This window comes from Candidatus Persebacteraceae bacterium Df01 (assembly GCA_030386295.1).
Lineage (GTDB): Bacteria > Pseudomonadota > Gammaproteobacteria > Tethybacterales > Persebacteraceae > Doriopsillibacter > Doriopsillibacter californiensis.
Genome location: JANQAO010000001.1, coordinates 72,813 through 87,172 on the forward strand (window position 1 = coordinate 72,813; position 14,360 = coordinate 87,172).

15 protein-coding genes and 1 pseudogene are annotated in these 14,360 nt (G+C 49.0%); 13 read left to right on the top strand and 3 right to left on the bottom strand.

The window, feature by feature from the left end; all coding sequences use genetic code 11:
* The first annotated feature begins 17 nt into the window (after positions 1–17).
* The 3 genes from NQX30_00355 to NQX30_00365 all read left to right on the top strand — a co-directional run bounded on the left by NQX30_00355 (position 18) and on the right by NQX30_00365 (position 3,298).
* Positions 18–1,649: a M3 family metallopeptidase gene (locus NQX30_00355; protein ID MDM5146842.1), complete on the top strand. Its 1,632-nt coding sequence runs from the start codon at positions 18–20 to the stop codon at positions 1,647–1,649.
* Positions 1,574–2,026, top strand: coding sequence for a M3 family metallopeptidase (locus NQX30_00360; protein ID MDM5146843.1), 453 nt, complete (start codon positions 1,574–1,576; stop codon positions 2,024–2,026). The genes NQX30_00355 and NQX30_00360 overlap by 76 nt, the downstream gene beginning before the upstream one ends.
* An 81-nt stretch (positions 2,027–2,107) precedes the next feature.
* A complete protein-coding gene (locus NQX30_00365) occupies positions 2,108–3,298 on the top strand; it encodes an MFS transporter (GenBank protein ID MDM5146844.1) in 1,191 nt (396 codons plus the stop codon).
* An 8-nt stretch (positions 3,299–3,306) separates the two neighbouring features.
* Here NQX30_00365 and NQX30_00370 read toward each other — a convergent pair whose 3' ends face one another.
* Together NQX30_00370 and NQX30_00375 are read right to left on the bottom strand one after the other, a co-directional pair.
* Positions 3,307–3,903, bottom strand: coding sequence for a hypothetical protein (locus NQX30_00370; GenBank protein MDM5146845.1), 597 nt, complete (start codon positions 3,901–3,903; stop codon positions 3,307–3,309).
* Positions 3,900–4,535 (bottom strand): SURF1 family protein, encoded by a 636-nt coding sequence (locus NQX30_00375; protein ID MDM5146846.1) that lies wholly within the window; start codon positions 4,533–4,535, stop codon positions 3,900–3,902. Before NQX30_00375 ends, NQX30_00370 begins: the two co-directional genes overlap by 4 nt.
* A 299-nt stretch (positions 4,536–4,834) precedes the next feature.
* On the opposite strand from NQX30_00375, the gene mnmA reads away from it, so the two are divergent.
* From mnmA to NQX30_00420, 9 genes and pseudogenes are all read left to right on the top strand, one after another.
* A complete protein-coding gene (gene mnmA, locus NQX30_00380; GenBank protein ID MDM5146847.1) occupies positions 4,835–5,914 on the top strand; it encodes a tRNA 2-thiouridine(34) synthase MnmA in 1,080 nt (359 codons plus the stop codon).
* 125 nt (positions 5,915–6,039) lie between these two features.
* Positions 6,040–7,113 carry a prephenate dehydratase gene (pheA, locus tag NQX30_00385; GenBank protein MDM5146848.1) on the top strand — a complete coding sequence of 358 codons (1,074 nt, stop codon included), beginning with the start codon at positions 6,040–6,042 and terminating at the stop codon, positions 7,111–7,113.
* On the top strand, positions 7,113–7,880 hold the full coding sequence (gene hisF / locus NQX30_00390) for an imidazole glycerol phosphate synthase subunit HisF (protein MDM5146849.1): 768 nt from the start codon (positions 7,113–7,115) through the stop codon (positions 7,878–7,880). Before pheA ends, hisF begins: the two co-directional genes overlap by 1 nt.
* On the top strand, positions 7,877–8,209 hold the full coding sequence (locus tag NQX30_00395; GenBank protein ID MDM5146850.1) for a phosphoribosyl-ATP diphosphatase: 333 nt from the start codon (positions 7,877–7,879) through the stop codon (positions 8,207–8,209). The genes hisF and NQX30_00395 overlap by 4 nt, the downstream gene beginning before the upstream one ends.
* A 2-nt stretch (positions 8,210–8,211) precedes the next feature.
* Positions 8,212–8,433 carry a Sec-independent protein translocase subunit TatA gene (gene tatA, locus NQX30_00400; protein MDM5146851.1) on the top strand — a complete coding sequence of 74 codons (222 nt, stop codon included), beginning with the start codon at positions 8,212–8,214 and terminating at the stop codon, positions 8,431–8,433.
* 10 nt (positions 8,434–8,443) lie between these two features.
* Positions 8,444–8,842: a Sec-independent protein translocase protein TatB gene (tatB, locus tag NQX30_00405; GenBank protein MDM5146852.1), complete on the top strand. Its 399-nt coding sequence runs from the start codon at positions 8,444–8,446 to the stop codon at positions 8,840–8,842.
* Positions 8,835–9,581 carry a twin-arginine translocase subunit TatC gene (gene tatC / locus NQX30_00410; GenBank protein ID MDM5146853.1) on the top strand — a complete coding sequence of 249 codons (747 nt, stop codon included), beginning with the start codon at positions 8,835–8,837 and terminating at the stop codon, positions 9,579–9,581. Before tatB ends, tatC begins: the two co-directional genes overlap by 8 nt.
* A 61-nt stretch (positions 9,582–9,642) precedes the next feature.
* Positions 9,643–10,011, top strand: a pseudogene (locus tag NQX30_00415) (response regulator).
* Positions 9,997–10,902, top strand: coding sequence for a hypothetical protein (locus NQX30_00420; GenBank protein ID MDM5146854.1), 906 nt, complete (start codon positions 9,997–9,999; stop codon positions 10,900–10,902). The pseudogene NQX30_00415 and the gene NQX30_00420 overlap by 15 nt, the downstream one beginning before the upstream one ends.
* On the opposite strand, the gene NQX30_00425 is transcribed toward NQX30_00420, so the two are convergent.
* On the bottom strand, positions 10,899–11,069 hold the full coding sequence (locus tag NQX30_00425; GenBank protein ID MDM5146855.1) for a hypothetical protein: 171 nt from the start codon (positions 11,067–11,069) through the stop codon (positions 10,899–10,901). The two genes, NQX30_00420 and NQX30_00425, sit on opposite strands and share 4 nt — an antisense overlap.
* Here NQX30_00425 and mfd point away from each other — a divergent pair.
* Positions 11,050–14,298 carry a transcription-repair coupling factor gene (gene mfd, locus NQX30_00430; protein MDM5146856.1) on the top strand — a complete coding sequence of 1,083 codons (3,249 nt, stop codon included), beginning with the start codon at positions 11,050–11,052 and terminating at the stop codon, positions 14,296–14,298. The genes NQX30_00425 and mfd overlap by 20 nt on opposite strands.
* Positions 14,299–14,360: the final 62 nt, after the last annotated feature.

A 14,360-nucleotide genomic window follows, 5' to 3' on the forward strand; every position in this document is an offset into this window, starting at 1 on the left:
AAAACAGGAAAGATACTATGCCAGACAATACTTTATTAAATTTTAAAAAACTACCGAGATTTGCCGAGATTTGCCCCGATGACGTCGGTGCTGCCGTTGACTCGGTGTTAACCGCCGCCGAACAAACTGCCGATGCCGTCGCCGATGAATCATCGCCGTCGTGGGAGACGGTTTGCGCACCGCTAGAAGCCGCCGATGAAGCCATTGCCCGCGTTTGGAATCAGGTAGAACACATGCATGCCGTTATGAGTACTCCGTCGTGGCGCGCCGCTTATCGCGATAATCTAGAAAAAATTTCGGCACACTCCGCCCGCATGGGACAGCATGAAGGCGTATACCAACAGCTGCAAACACTCACCCAATCGGAAACGCTTTCTCCTACACAAAAAAAAATCGTCGCTGACGCTTTACAGGATTTTCAATTATCCGGCATCGCTCTGGCAGATGAACAAAAAACAATATTTCGCCGGCACAGCGAAAAACTGTCGGCTTTGTCGGCAGCGTTTGTAGAACACCTGCTAGATGCCACCAACGATTATGCGTTGGATATAGCAAGCGAAGAAGACTTGGGCGACATGCCACCCGACCTCAAACAAGCGGCAGCACTGGCAGCAGGAGATAACAACAGCTTTCGCTTTACCTTACAACAGCCATCTTATGTGGCATTTATGCAGTATTCTCCCGCCCGTAAACAACGGCGCGAACTGTATTACGCCTACAATACCCGCGCCAGCGAATTTGGCAATGCCGCCCGCGACAATACACCGCTTGTCACCGAAATTTTAGAATTGCGTGCCAAACAAGCATCTTTACTGGGGTTTGATGATTACGCCCACATGGCACTACAAACGCGAATGGCTGGTACTCCACATGAAGCGCTGGACTTTTTATATGATCTGGCGGCACGAGCGTATCCTGCTGCTGTTAAAGAATTAGAAGCCATGCGCGCCTTTGCCGCCACCGAGCTAGGCATTGATGATTTGCAGCCGTGGGACGTGGGTTTTGTTTCCGAACACATGTGCCGCCGCCAGTTTGATTTTTCAGATGCCGAGTTGCGCCCCTATTTGCGCGTCGACAAAGTATTAGATGGATTATTTTCCTGTGCCGAAAAACTTTTTGGCGTTTGTGCGACAGCAGTGCCAACATCGCTGTGGCTACCAGAAGCACAATACTTCAAGCTGCACACCCGCAACGGTGAAGAAATCGGCGGTCTGTATCTTGATTTGTACGCGCGTGATACCAAACGTGGCGGTGCGTGGATGGCAGATGCCCTATCGCGTTGTCGTCGCTCGGGAACGCTGCAATTGCCAGTAGCACATGTTACGTGTAACTTCGCCCCACCAAAAGCCGGCTCACAAGCCTTACTCAACTGGGATGAAGCAGTAACGTTGTTTCACGAATTCGGTCACGCTCTGCATCATTTGTTAACTGAGGTAGAAGAATTTTCTGCCTCCGGCATTAGCGGTGTGGAATGGGATGCGGTAGAGCTACCAAGCCAATTTATGGAAAACTTCATTTGGGATTGGCGAGTGCTAGAACCGATGACAGCACACATAAAAAAACCGGTGAGCCAATGCCCAAAGCACTGTTTGACAAAGCACTGGCAGCACGCCAGTTTCAATCTGGCTTACGCTTGGTGCGACAATTAGAATTTGCGCTGTTTGATTTAAAACTACACAGCGGTACACCACGCCCTTTTATGGCAGTGCTAAAAGAAGCACGCCAACAAACTGCCGTGTTGCCTGCGCCAGAATGGAATCGGTTTCCCTGTTGTTTTTCGCATATTTTTGCCGGCGGTTATGCGGCAGGCTATTATAGTTATCTGTGGGCGGAAGTGCTGGCAGCAGACGCTTTTGCTTTGTTTACAGAAAGTGGTGATGTATTAAATGCCGAATTGGGTTCACGTTTTCGTCAAGAAGTGCTGGCGGTAGGCGGTTCTCGCCCGGCAATGCAGTCATTCACCGCCTTTCGCGGGCGAGTGCCAAAACCGGCAGCCTTGTTGAAACATTATGGTTTGGTTGATTAAATGACTACGGCTGCTTGGTTACTACAAGATAACGTCATTCGGCAAACAAAATTTGCAATTCGGCGGCGTTAAATAAAAACAATGTCTTGGCACATTATCGCCTTCGGTTTTTTATTTACGCTATCATCAGCATTTGGCCAAACACATTTTTTATCGCTATTCAATGCACCATTACGCGAAGCTTTTTCGCTAAGTCACAGCGGCATTGGCACGTTATATTCTGTTGCGACACTGGGTAGTGCCATGTTGCTACCTTGGCTAGGACGTTTAATTGATGACATTGACTTGCGCTATTACGCCGGTATCGTCATTAGCGGCTTGGCGGTGGCAGCGGCAGTCATGTCTTATGCAACAACATGGTGGCAATTGCTTGCAGCATTTTTCTTGTTGCGGTTATTTGGTCAAGGGTTATCCTCGCACACTGGCTTTGCCGCCACCGCCCGGTTGTCCGCACAAGGACGAGGCAAATCTATAAGCCTGGCAGGCTTGGGCATGCCCGTTGGTGAAGCAATTTCACCGCCGTTAATTGCCGTTTTGTTACTGGCTCTTTCATGGCGGGAAATCTGGCGATTGTCGGCACTAGTAGAACTGTTTGCGGTTATGCTGTTGGCGCAGTGGCTGTTGCGCGGCATATCAACCGCACCGCCGCGAAAAATGTCAAATACAGCGTCAACGACGGATACGGATTCTTGGACACGCCGGCAAGTTTTAGCAGATTCGCGTTTTTGGCGGGCGGCGCCAGCGTTATTTTCACCAGCGTTTATTGTCACCGCATTATTGTTTCACCAACACAGTTTAGCTGCTTTCAAAGGGGTGGATTTTCGCCTTTGGTCAGCGGCAATTATTGCCTATTCGCTATCATCCGTATGCACATCGCTAATTGCCGGCGTGCTGGTAGACAAATGGAGTGGCGCCCGAGTAGTGAGATTTTCGTTACTGCCAATTATTTGTGCTTGCCTCGTACCAATTAACTTGGATTTTGTCGCATTGCCGGCAGTGTATTACGCTTTAATGGGTATGACGGTTGGTATCGGAGTGCCATCAGTCAATGCGTTGTGGCTGGAGATGTACGGAGCAGCAAATTTAGGTGCAGTACGTGCCTTGGCACAAGCAACGATGGTATTGTTCAGTGCCGCTGGACCGATAATTTACGGTTTATTGTTAGATGCAAATATCGGCTGGTCAATGATATTGTTACTGAGTGCGGCTTGGTTGGGCGGCTCGTCTGTCTTGCTGTGGCTAACACCGCTAACCTTTCGCAAGCCAGCCTAACATTGCGGTTATCTACTAATTCGCCGGCGCCCTTTAGATATTTTGAGCAGTTTGGCCATGTCTTTACGAATCTCATAAATATCTAACGTCGGTGCAAAACGCATAAACAGTAACCCCGCCGGATCCACTAAATATAGATAGTCACTACGCTGAAGTCCCGGTGCCGCAACAGGCAAATCGGTAATGTTACCGCGCAAAATCAGCACATTGTCGCTCACGCTCACTTCTGCAGCTCGCTCAGAAAATGCAGCGGCGAGAGTTTCGCCACAATCACTGGTTGTCATTTGCGACGTTGGTTCATCAGCATCCGGCATTAACCATGCTCGCTGTAACCGCAAATAGTGTCCGGGCAACATCAGTCGCAACTGCCGCATTCGGCACAATCTCCGCTGGCAATCATCACCACACTCTCCGGGAGCAGCTTGCAACAAAGCCCACTTGCCTTTTTCAACACTACTTCCCCACGCCGGTAATGACGTCGGCGAAAGCAAATCACCATTTTCTGTGTGAGCGGTCGGTGGCGAAAAATAAAATAACAGCGTGGACGCAACGGGCGTAAGCACACTAATAAGAATAATTAATACAAGTGGCCAACGTTTTTTCATGATTCTTTTCGTTTCAATCCCAACAAAATATAAAACAATAGCGTAAGTGCGCAAAATGTAAGCCACTGCCAAGCATAAGCAGTACTTTGTGCCGATTTAAAGTTAATACGTACGGCAGCAGGCGCAAGCACTCCATCACCGTCTTGCGCAAACAACACCAGCGTGAGCAACGGCAATCCCGTGGTAGCAGCGTACTTGGGTAATTGTAGATTTTGCCAGACGTTACCGTTTTCTGTTTGCTCTGACAAAGTAAACGCATCAGACCGGTCTTTTTGTAGCACACCACGCACAGTAACTTTTCCAGTTGGCGGCGGCAGTGGCACAGCGGTACGGCTAGAAACATCGCCGGCAACCCAACCACGATTGATGGCGATAACATCACCGCCAGCAAGGCGAAGCGGCGTAATAACATGAAATCCCGCCCGCCGTTGATGAACTTGATTGTCCAGCAAAATTTCGTGCGATGGCAGATATTGTCCGCTGACAACAGCACTGCGGTGTGGCGCAATACCAACGGTAGTGGTAACGGTAAGCGGTTCAGCACGCAACCCGGCTTGTGCGTGTTGTTCCAACACACGCTTTTCGTTGGCGCGATCAAACTGCCACCATGCCAATCGAAACGTGATAATCATTAACAAAATTGCGGCAACAGTCAATATTGGATGGGGTCGAAAACATCTTTTAGAAGACACAGCAGTAACGGTTGAGGAATGAGGCATTTATACTTAATATTTTATGCTTAATTTACAAAATGTGCTGAGTGTTTAGGCAATTTTTACCGTTTTTTCTAATTTTTCCTGTTGCCGTTAACGTTTTCTACCCTTGTCTTAATTTCTAAAAAAATTAATTCGTTCAAAATCATTAGAATATTTATCTTCCCTTATTTTTATAAATTTGGAAGCTTTTTCAAACATTCTTTAAAATTCGCCACATGACAGCAAATTCTTCAACCCGAATCGCCGTGGCTTTATCTGGCGGCGTCGACTCAGCGGTAGCCGCCATGCTGCTTAAACGCAGTGGCGCTGATGTTTTTGCTGTATTTATGAAAAATTGGGAAGACGATGACACCGACGCCGGCTGCCACGACAAAGCCGACTTAATGGCTGCCGCTGCCGCTGCCGACGTGCTAGGCATTGAATTGGAAGTAGTAAACTTTGCTGCAGAGTACAAACAAAAAGTATTTGCTCCTTTTTTGCAATCTTTGCGGCATGGGCTTACGCCTAACCCCGATGTATTGTGCAATTCAGAAATTAAATTTGAGGCTTTTCGCAACAAGGTAGCAACCATGGGCGCCAACACCGTCGCCACGGGTCATTATGCCCAAGTTCGGCAACTCAATGGTGAATGGCAATTACTAAAAGGCGAAGATGCGGCAAAAGATCAAAGCTACTTTCTGCATCGGTTAAACGCCGAACAACTGACCGCTGTAAATTTCCCCTTGGGCGACTGGCACAAAGCTGATGTCCGTGTCGCAGCTCGTGAAGCTGGGCTGGATAATTGGGCGCGCAAAGACAGCACCGGCATTTGCTTTGTCGGTGAACGACGTTTTAATGATTTTCTAGCGCGTTACCTACCACCCGCCCCCGGTCCCATGCAAACGCCAGCAGGTGAGATTATCGGCGAACACCGCGGGCTGGCGTTTTATACCATCGGGCAGCGACAAGGGCTTGGTATCGGTGGTGAAGGCTCACCGTGGTTTGTCATTGCCAAACGCCCACACCAAAACGCGCTGGTAGTAGCACAAGGCGAATCACACTCACTCCTTTACAACAAGCGAGTGACTATTGCAAATGCTCACTGGATTGCCGGTAATCCACCGCCGCCTAATTGGGTATTTGCTGCTCGCTTACGACATCGGCAAGATCCTGCCAGCTGCACGTTGTTGCAAGTAGATGATAACGGCGCAGAAATTGCTTTTGCCGAACCGCAACGCGCCGTTGCACCAGGACAATACGCCGTACTGTATGACGGCAATGTTTGTTTAGGTGGTGGAGAAATTCAACCGCAGTAATAAATTATTTTTTCTGTTAAAGCAAAATTCTGACTGCTTATTCTGCACATTTTAAAAAATCAAGAACATGTGGTCAATGACATTTCTTTGGTAAGCGCCGCGGTTAATTGTTTAATCCCAAGATAATGGAAACGTTAGCGGACATTCGTCTGCGCATAGACGCGCTGGACGAGAAATTTATTGCTTTGTTGCGAGAACGCGCCAACTTGGCAAAATGCGCTGGCGCCATCAAGAACAAACAAAAAAGCAATTGCTACGCCCGTCTGGAACGAGAAGCAGAAATTTTACGTCGCTTGTCATCTCAAGGAGGCATACTGCCGGCAGAAGCAGTTACAGCAATTTATCGTGAGATTATCGCCGCCTGTCTGGCATGTGAAAAACCACAGCAAATCGCCTATCTCGGCCCGCCGGGCACCTATACATACGATGCAGCGCGCAAGCACTTTGGTCACACCGCACAACTACAGCCAGCTAAAAACATTTATGCTGCCGTGCGCGAAGTAGAAAAAAAACACTGCGATTATGCCGTAGTTCCTTTTGAAAATTCCACTGCCGGTACCGTTGGCACCACTATGGATGTACTGTTAGAAACGCCGCTTGTCATTTGTGGTGAAACCATGTTACGCATTCGTCACAACCTACTGGCACACACCGAAGACATCAAGAAAATTGATACGATTTATGCCCACCCGCAGTCACTGGATCAGTGCCGCCGCTGGCTAGAAGATAACATGCCCGGCGTCGCCAAAGTACCGTGCGAAAGCAATGCCGCCGCCGCCGAAAAAGCCACTAACCACACCAACGCTGCCGCTATCGCCTCTGAGTCAGCAGCAACTATTTTTAACTTGTCCGTTGTAGCGGCGGATATTGAAGATTCGGCCGCCAATACCACACGATTTTTGATCCTCGGACACCACCAACCGGGTCCATCAGGACAAGACAAAACTACCTTTGTAATGACATCGCACCACGAAGCAGGCTCTATGCTTCGCCTGTTGGAGCCAATGGCACAGCGAGGGGTGAACATGTGCAAACTAGAATCCCGTCCGTCTTCTGGCAATTTGTGGGCTTATGCATTTTATGTAGATGTGGACGGCCATGTGCAAGAAAACACCGAGTTGCAACATTGCTTAGAAGAAATCCGCGAGCGGGCTACTTTCTTAAAAATGTTGGGCTCTTATCCCAAGGCAGTAGCCTGATGGGATTAGCGTGCCGCATCATTCCCTGTTTAGACATTCGCGACGGGCGTGTAGTCAAAGGGGTGAAATTTGTCAATTTGCGTGACGCCGGCGATCCAGTAGAAGCAGCACAGCGGTATGATGAAGGTGGTGCCGATGAATTGGTTTTTTTGGACATCACCGCCACCAGCGACGGGCGCAACATTTTGCTGGAAACAGTCCGCGCCGTGGCGGAAACAATTACTATCCCATTTACCGTGGGCGGCGGAGTACGCTCACTGCAAGATTTTGAAACGCTGTTGCGCGCTGGTGCCGACAAAGTCAGCATTAATTCCGCTGCGGTACAGCGACCAGCTTTACTTAGCGAATGCGCACAACACTTTGGCGCCCAGTGCGTAGTACTAGCGGTGGATGCACGCCGCACCGCTCAAGACAGTTGGGAAGTCGTCACCCACGGTGGCCGGAACAGCACGGGACTGGACGTTCTCACTTGGGCACGACAAGCAACTGATGCCGGCGCCGGTGAAATTTTACTTACTAGTATGGACGCTGACGGCACATTAAATGGTTATGATTTATCCCTTACACGAGCGGTCGCCGATGCAGTGCCAGTACCGCTCATTGCCAGCGGTGGCGGGGGGACGCCAGCACATTTGGCCGCCGCGTTACAAACCGGAGCTGCCAATGCCGCTTTGGCCGCTAGTATTTTTCACGATGGCACTTACAGCATTGCCGAGGTTAAACAATATTTGGCCGATTGCGACCTGGAGGTACGAGAAGCAGCATGAGTAACAACACCGACATATTAGAAGAATTAGCGACATGCATTCGCCAGCGACGACAAACGAACGCACCTCAATCTTATACTGCTAAATTACTTACTGGTAGTGAAGATTCTCTGCTCAAAAAATTAGCGGAAGAGGCTTGTGAAGCGGCATTAGCTGCCAAAGCCGGCGATACGGCTCGGCTAACCGAAGAAATGGCCGATTTGTGGTTTCATTGCTTAGTGGTAATGGAGCGTTATAATTTATCGTGGCATGAGGTGGCGGCGGCTTTATCATCTCGCCGCGGCACATCCGGAATTACAGAAAAAGCCGCACGCAAGGAGAAACAATAATTATGGGAGCATTTAGCATTTGGCACTGGCTTATTGTATTACTGGTCGTAGTACTGTTGTTTGGCACAAAAAAATTGCGCAATCTGGGCAGTGATTTAGGCGGTGCTGTGCGCGGCTTTAAGCAAGGCATGAAAGAATCCGACGACCCGGAAAAAGCGGCCCTAGAAGCGACGGCAGAAGACTTTTCTGCCGAAAAAGAAAACCCCGAACAAAAAAACGCCTGAGCGCTGTGATATGTTCAATATCAGCTTCGGCGAAATTTTTATTATCGCAACTATCGGCCTAATTATTATCGGGCCGGAACGGCTTCCCGAAACCGCCCGTTTTATTGGTCATCTCTTGTCGCGGTTGCAACGACAGGCTGCTACTGTCAAAGCCGATGTGCGCCGCGAAATGGAACTGGAAGACATGAAAAGCATTCAGCGCGAATATCAGGATGCCACCAAAGAATTGAAAAAAAGCTTTGAGTCACCCGCGCAGGAATTAAACCAAGTTGCCGCGGATGCGACAAAAGCTATTACACCGTCCTCCTCAACCAGCGAAAAAACTGCCAAGTCTTCGGATGTCGGCACGGCTTCCTCTGAAAACACTGACACTGCGCAATCTGCAGACACCAAACTTCCCCGTGAGTAATGATTTGGTCAAAGATGGTTTGCTCAGCCATCTAATAGACTTACGCAGTTGCTTGTTGCGCTGCATTTTTGCAGTATTGGCACTGATGGTTGTGCTATTTCCCATCGCCGGCTATATATACACAACATTGTCGGCACCGCTCCTGACAGCGCTACCAAGTCAAGAAATGGTGGCTATTGGCGTACTGACTCCTTTTACCGTGCGAATCGTTACTGCGGCACTCGCTGCCATACTTGTAGCATTGCCTTATTTATGGTACGAAATTTGGAAATTCGTCGCGCCCGGCCTGTATATACACGAAAAAAAACTTGTTCTACCGCTAATCGTTAGCAGCACATTATTGTTTTACATCGGTATGGCTTTTGCCTACTTGATGGTATTCAAGGTGGTATTTAACTTTATCGCATCTATGGGTTTTGACGGCGTGGTATGGATGCCCGACATTGAGAATTTTTTCAGTTTTGCCATCACGTTGTTTATTGCTTTTGGCGTCGCCTTTGAAACACCGGTAGTAGTCTATTTGCTGGTGCGAACCGGTTTAGTAGAAATTGACACACTACGCCGAGGACGGCGCTATTTTATCGTTGGTGCTTTTGTCGTGGCAGCCATTTTTACACCACCAGACATTATTTCACAATTATTGCTGGCAATCCCGTGCTGGCTATTATTTGAGCTGGGGTTATTGCTCGCACCCAAAAAAAAATCCGACACGACGCAAAAAAAGAGTGATTCGACATGATTTTGTGCAAAAATTCACCTCTTACTAGTTGTCAATACTAAAAATTAACAAGGAAAGTTTTATGCCTACCGGCACGCGCCCTAAAGTACTAATTGTTGATGATGAACCGGGGATCCGGGAATTGCTCATGGAGATTCTCACCGATGAAGGCTATGCCGTAGTCATGGCTGAGAATGCTGCCGAAGCTTGGCAAATTCGCCTGGAACAACAGTTGTCTCTGGTATTGCTGGATATTTGGATGCCAGGAAAAGACGGTTTAACCTTGCTCAAGCAGTGGAAAGATGCGGGACTTGCCGACATGCCGATTATTGTCATGTCCGGTCACGCTACTATTGACACCGCCGTAGAAGCGGTCAAACTCGGAGCACTGGAAGTTTTAGAAAAACCTATTGCCACTAATCGCCTGCTAGTAGCAATGCAAAATGCTCTTGATGCCAGCAATAATGAGCGCGGCAATCCCAACATCATTCGCACCAATTTTGGCAAATCGGCAATCATCCAAAAATTCAAACAACAATTGCTGGATGCTTCGGCTGGCTCACAGCCGGCACTGCTTGTTGGCACGCCCAGTTCTGGTGCCTCATTTTTTGCGCAGTTGCTAGCCAAGCCAAAAATGCCCGTCGTATTTTTGGATAATTCCACACAACTGGAAGGCGCTATAGAAAATATTTTACGCGAAGCCAACGGCGGCATTCTTGTAATCCGTTTGATAGACATGCTCAATTCAATTCAGCAAAGTGGGCTGCTGGCACTGGTACGTGAATCTGGACGTATGAACGTTCGACTCATCGCAGCCGCTGTGAATCCGCCAGAAAAGTTAAAAACCGATAGAGGTTACAATAAAGCACTGCTTAACTCTTTTTCCAATCACGTTATTACCATGCCGTCTTTGACGCAATATATTGAGGACATTCCTTATATTGTTGACATTATCACCCGGCAATTGACTGAGCAAACTGACATGGTAGGACGCAGACTTTCACCGCAAGCAGTAAATCTACTCACTCAACACGACTATGAAAATGATTTCATGGAATTATTGTCTTTGGTACGCAGCGCCCTGATGTACGCTTCGGGTGATAAAGTAGACGCTGCCACCATGCAGGTTATTATTGAACAATTTTCGCTCAATTCCTCACTCAAAGGCGTGCGCAGCGAGATTTTTTCTATGTCCATGCGGGAAGCACGAATGTGCTTTGAGCGCGAATACCTACGCCGCATCATGCACGCAACACGAGGTAATATCCAACAAGCAGCAGAAATTGCCGGCATAGAACGCACCTATCTGTATCGCAAGCTCAAACAACATAAGGAAGTTTAAATCCTCAACCAACGCGCACTTTCATCCGCCGCCTCATTACCGTCGTTTCCAGCCACCGGCAAACGCCACCGCATTAACGGCTTACGCGGTGCCGGAGAATCCCTAGCGCTAGCGGAATTAGCGACACACAACAATCGCCAAATATTGTTGCTGACACGCGATTCCATCAGCGCCGCACACACAGTAGAAGAATTAGCTTTTTTTGCGCCAACGCTACCAGCGCGCCTGCTTCCTGACTGGGGATGTCTGCCTTATGACCGAGTATCACCGACAGCGGACACGGCTGGTGCCCGCCTAGCCGCATTAGCGGCGCTGCATGAAAGTCCACGCGGCATCATCGTGGCGGCGGCAACAACCATGCTGCTGCCCTGCCCACCGCCAGCATTTGTTCTTGCCCGCACTTTTAATCTGCAAGTAGGCGCTCGTCTGGATATATCATCCTTAATTCGGAATCTGACGCAAAATGGTTATGCCCGTGCAGATCGAGTGCTGGCAGCAGGAGAGTTTGCTGTGTACGGTGGTCAGTTAGATATTTTCCCTCCCGACTCAGAAACCCCATTTCGTTTGGTTTTGTTGGATGACGAAATTGAACAAATTCGCTTGTTTGACCCGCAAACACAACGTTCCACCGGAAAAACCGACACTATCCGAATATTACCTTCCGGTGAATGCGATTTGTCGGCGGCAGGCGTATCGCGCTTTCGCGAGGCTTATGTCAAACACTTTGGTGCCACAAAAAGCCCAATATATGAACACGTCAGCAACGGTGAACGAGCGCCAGGAATAGAATTCATGCTGCCGCTTTTTTTTGACAATACCGCCACTGCTTTAGATTATCCCTCTGCCAACACCGGTATCGTATTACACCACGACTGTCACACAGCGATAGAACGTTTTATGCATCAAGCAAGGCGGCGGCAAAAATTGGCTAGCGTATATGAAAACCGTACGGTGTTACCAGTTAAAGAAGTTTTTGTGAGTCCAGAAGATTTCTATGCCGCCTTGCGCTGCTTTTCCGTACTGGAAATTAATAACGACAGTGAAAATTTACAAGCACCGCCGCCAGTAGCGATCAATCACCGTCGTGCCGATTCGCACACACCGCTAATTAATTTCCTCCGCGAAAGCAAGCAACAAGTCATTATTGCCACTGACAGCGAAGGACGGCGACAGACGTTACAGGCAGCACTCACCGACAGCGATTTGCGTCTGCGAGTGGCAGATTCTTTTTCCGACTGCCGCCCCGAAGACATTTCGCTAGTCACGGCGCCACTGCGCGGTGGTTTTATGGATACCGATCGTCTATGTGTGCTTACCGAAGCGGAAGTGTTTGATGTACGTCCACCACCTCGTGCCATTCGTCAACAAGCACGCGACGTCATTCACGTCGGCGAGCTGACCGTCAATGGCATGGTTGTCCATCGTGATTACGGCGTTGGTCGCTATCTGGGGTTAACGCAAAAAACCATCGGCAACGTAACAGAAGAATTTTTAGAAATTGAATATGCCGACAGTCAGCGATTGTGGCTACCAGTACCGCAATTAAATTTGTTATCGCCACACCACGGCGAAATAACTGCATTGTCCAAACTCGGTAGCAATGGCTGGAAACGCGCCCGCGCCAAAGCAGAAAAAAATGCCCGCGATACGGCAGCACGATTATTAGAAATTCACGCCCGCCGTGCCGCCAAAGACGGTAATGTTCATGCTCCTGATGAACAAGCGTTAGCACGCTTTGCCGATGGTTTTAATTACGAAGAAACGCCTGATCAAGCAAAAGCCGTACGCGAAGTGCTGGAAGATATGCGAGCAGAAAAAACCATGGACCGGCTCGTCGCTGCCGATGTGGGCTTCGGCAAAACCGAAGTCGCCATGCGTGCCGCTTGTGCCTGCGCTCTTTCGGGAGGACAAACGGCAGTATTAGCACCTACCACTTTGCTCGCCGAGCAACATGCTCGCACTTTCACTGACCGGTTTTCTGGCTTTCCTGTACGCATCGCCTCGCTCACACGACTTGCTGGTAGCTCCGAAAAAAAAACACTGCTGCATGACATTGCCGATGGTAGCATCAATATTGTCATCGGCACCCACGCATTGTTATCGCCGGCAGTAAATTTTCACCAGCTCAATCTGGTGGTCATTGATGAAGAGCACCGTTTTGGCGTGCGGCAAAAGGAGCATTTCAAAGCGCTACGCGCTGATGTAGATATTTTGTCGCTGTCGGCAACGCCGATACCACGCACTATGGCGATGGCGATGGATGGGTTGCGGGATATTTCCATTATTACCACACCGCCACCATCGCGACTAACGGTGCACACCACAGTGGCACCTTTTTCACACGGGCTTATTGTAGACGCCTGCGAACGCGAATTATTTCGTGGCGGGCAAATTTATTTCGTCCACAACGAAATTCGTACCTTGTCCGGTATTGCTGACCAACTACGGGAATGGTTACCCGAAGCGCGGCTGGTGATAGCACACGGCAGCATGGGCGGACTCGCAATGGAACAGGCAATGCGGCGTTTTTTGCGACACGAATCCGATATTTTGCTATGTACTACTATTGTAGAAAGTGGTTTGGACATTGCCAACGCTAACACTATCATCATCAACCGTGCCGACCGTATGGGTTTGTCTCGGCTGCACCAATTGCGCGGGCGCGTGGGACGCGGTGGCGCGCAGGCTTATGCACTGCTGCTGACTCCACCCGAAGGTGCCGCCACAAAGCAAGGAGATGCACGACTGGAAGCTTTGACGCAATATGAGTCATTAGGCGGCGGATTTTTTATCGCCATGCGCGATTTGGAAATTCGTGGTGCCGGTGAAATATTGGGTGAGCGGCAGAGTGGAGACATTAACGCCGTAGGCTGCTCTATGTATCAAAAAATGGTTAACGACGCCGTACGTCAACTACGCGGTGATGAAATCGCTGTTCATATTGATTCCGTTATTGACCTCAATACGTCGGCATTGTTGCCACCAGATTATGTCCGCTCACCGCATGAGCGCTTGCGTTACTATCACCGGCTGTCTAATTGCGAAAACCTAGCGGCAATTAATGATGTGCAGCTGGAATGGGAAGACCGTTTTGGCATCGCCCCACCACCAGCACGGCGGCTTATTACCTGTCACCGTCTGCGCCTATTGGCGGGAGCAGTAGAAATCACGCGTCTGCAAGTAATGCGCGAGAAAACAGCACGATTGGAATTTGCTGACAATCCACGCTGCCTTAATCAATTAATGGCCAAAATCGCTGCTAAAGAATGCCGCCTAGCAACAGATAGTAAATCCGTTATTATTGAAAATTTAAATGTTGAACCCGATGAACGGGCAATACAACTGGCGGATTTTTTGCGTGATTTATCAACCACTCACACAATAAAAAATAAATAACAAGACTGTCGAGTGCTTTGTTTAACTAAACTAACACGCATTTCCGCAATACCGTTACAAAC

Bases quoted from the DNA above. Each gene is read 5' to 3' on its own strand.
- NQX30_00355 (MDM5146842.1), top strand. From the start codon at position 18: ATGCCAGACAATACTTTATTAAATTTTAAAAAACTACCGAGATTTGCC.
- hisF (MDM5146849.1), top strand. From the start codon at position 7,113: ATGGGATTAGCGTGCCGCATCATTCCCTGTTTAGACATTCGCGACGGG.
- NQX30_00425 (MDM5146855.1), bottom strand. From the start codon at position 11,069: ATGGAATCGCGTGTCAGCAACAATATTTGGCGATTGTTGTGTGTCGCT.
- mnmA (MDM5146847.1), top strand. From the start codon at position 4,835: ATGACAGCAAATTCTTCAACCCGAATCGCCGTGGCTTTATCTGGCGGC.
- tatB (MDM5146852.1), top strand. From the start codon at position 8,444: ATGTTCAATATCAGCTTCGGCGAAATTTTTATTATCGCAACTATCGGC.
- NQX30_00360 (MDM5146843.1), top strand. From the start codon at position 1,574: ATGCCCAAAGCACTGTTTGACAAAGCACTGGCAGCACGCCAGTTTCAA.
- NQX30_00365 (MDM5146844.1), top strand. From the start codon at position 2,108: ATGTCTTGGCACATTATCGCCTTCGGTTTTTTATTTACGCTATCATCA.
- NQX30_00375 (MDM5146846.1), bottom strand. From the start codon at position 4,535: ATGATTATCACGTTTCGATTGGCATGGTGGCAGTTTGATCGCGCCAAC.
- NQX30_00370 (MDM5146845.1), bottom strand. From the start codon at position 3,903: ATGAAAAAACGTTGGCCACTTGTATTAATTATTCTTATTAGTGTGCTT.
- NQX30_00395 (MDM5146850.1), top strand. From the start codon at position 7,877: ATGAGTAACAACACCGACATATTAGAAGAATTAGCGACATGCATTCGC.
- tatA (MDM5146851.1), top strand. From the start codon at position 8,212: ATGGGAGCATTTAGCATTTGGCACTGGCTTATTGTATTACTGGTCGTA.
- NQX30_00420 (MDM5146854.1), top strand. From the start codon at position 9,997: ATGCAAAATGCTCTTGATGCCAGCAATAATGAGCGCGGCAATCCCAAC.
- pheA (MDM5146848.1), top strand. From the start codon at position 6,040: ATGGAAACGTTAGCGGACATTCGTCTGCGCATAGACGCGCTGGACGAG.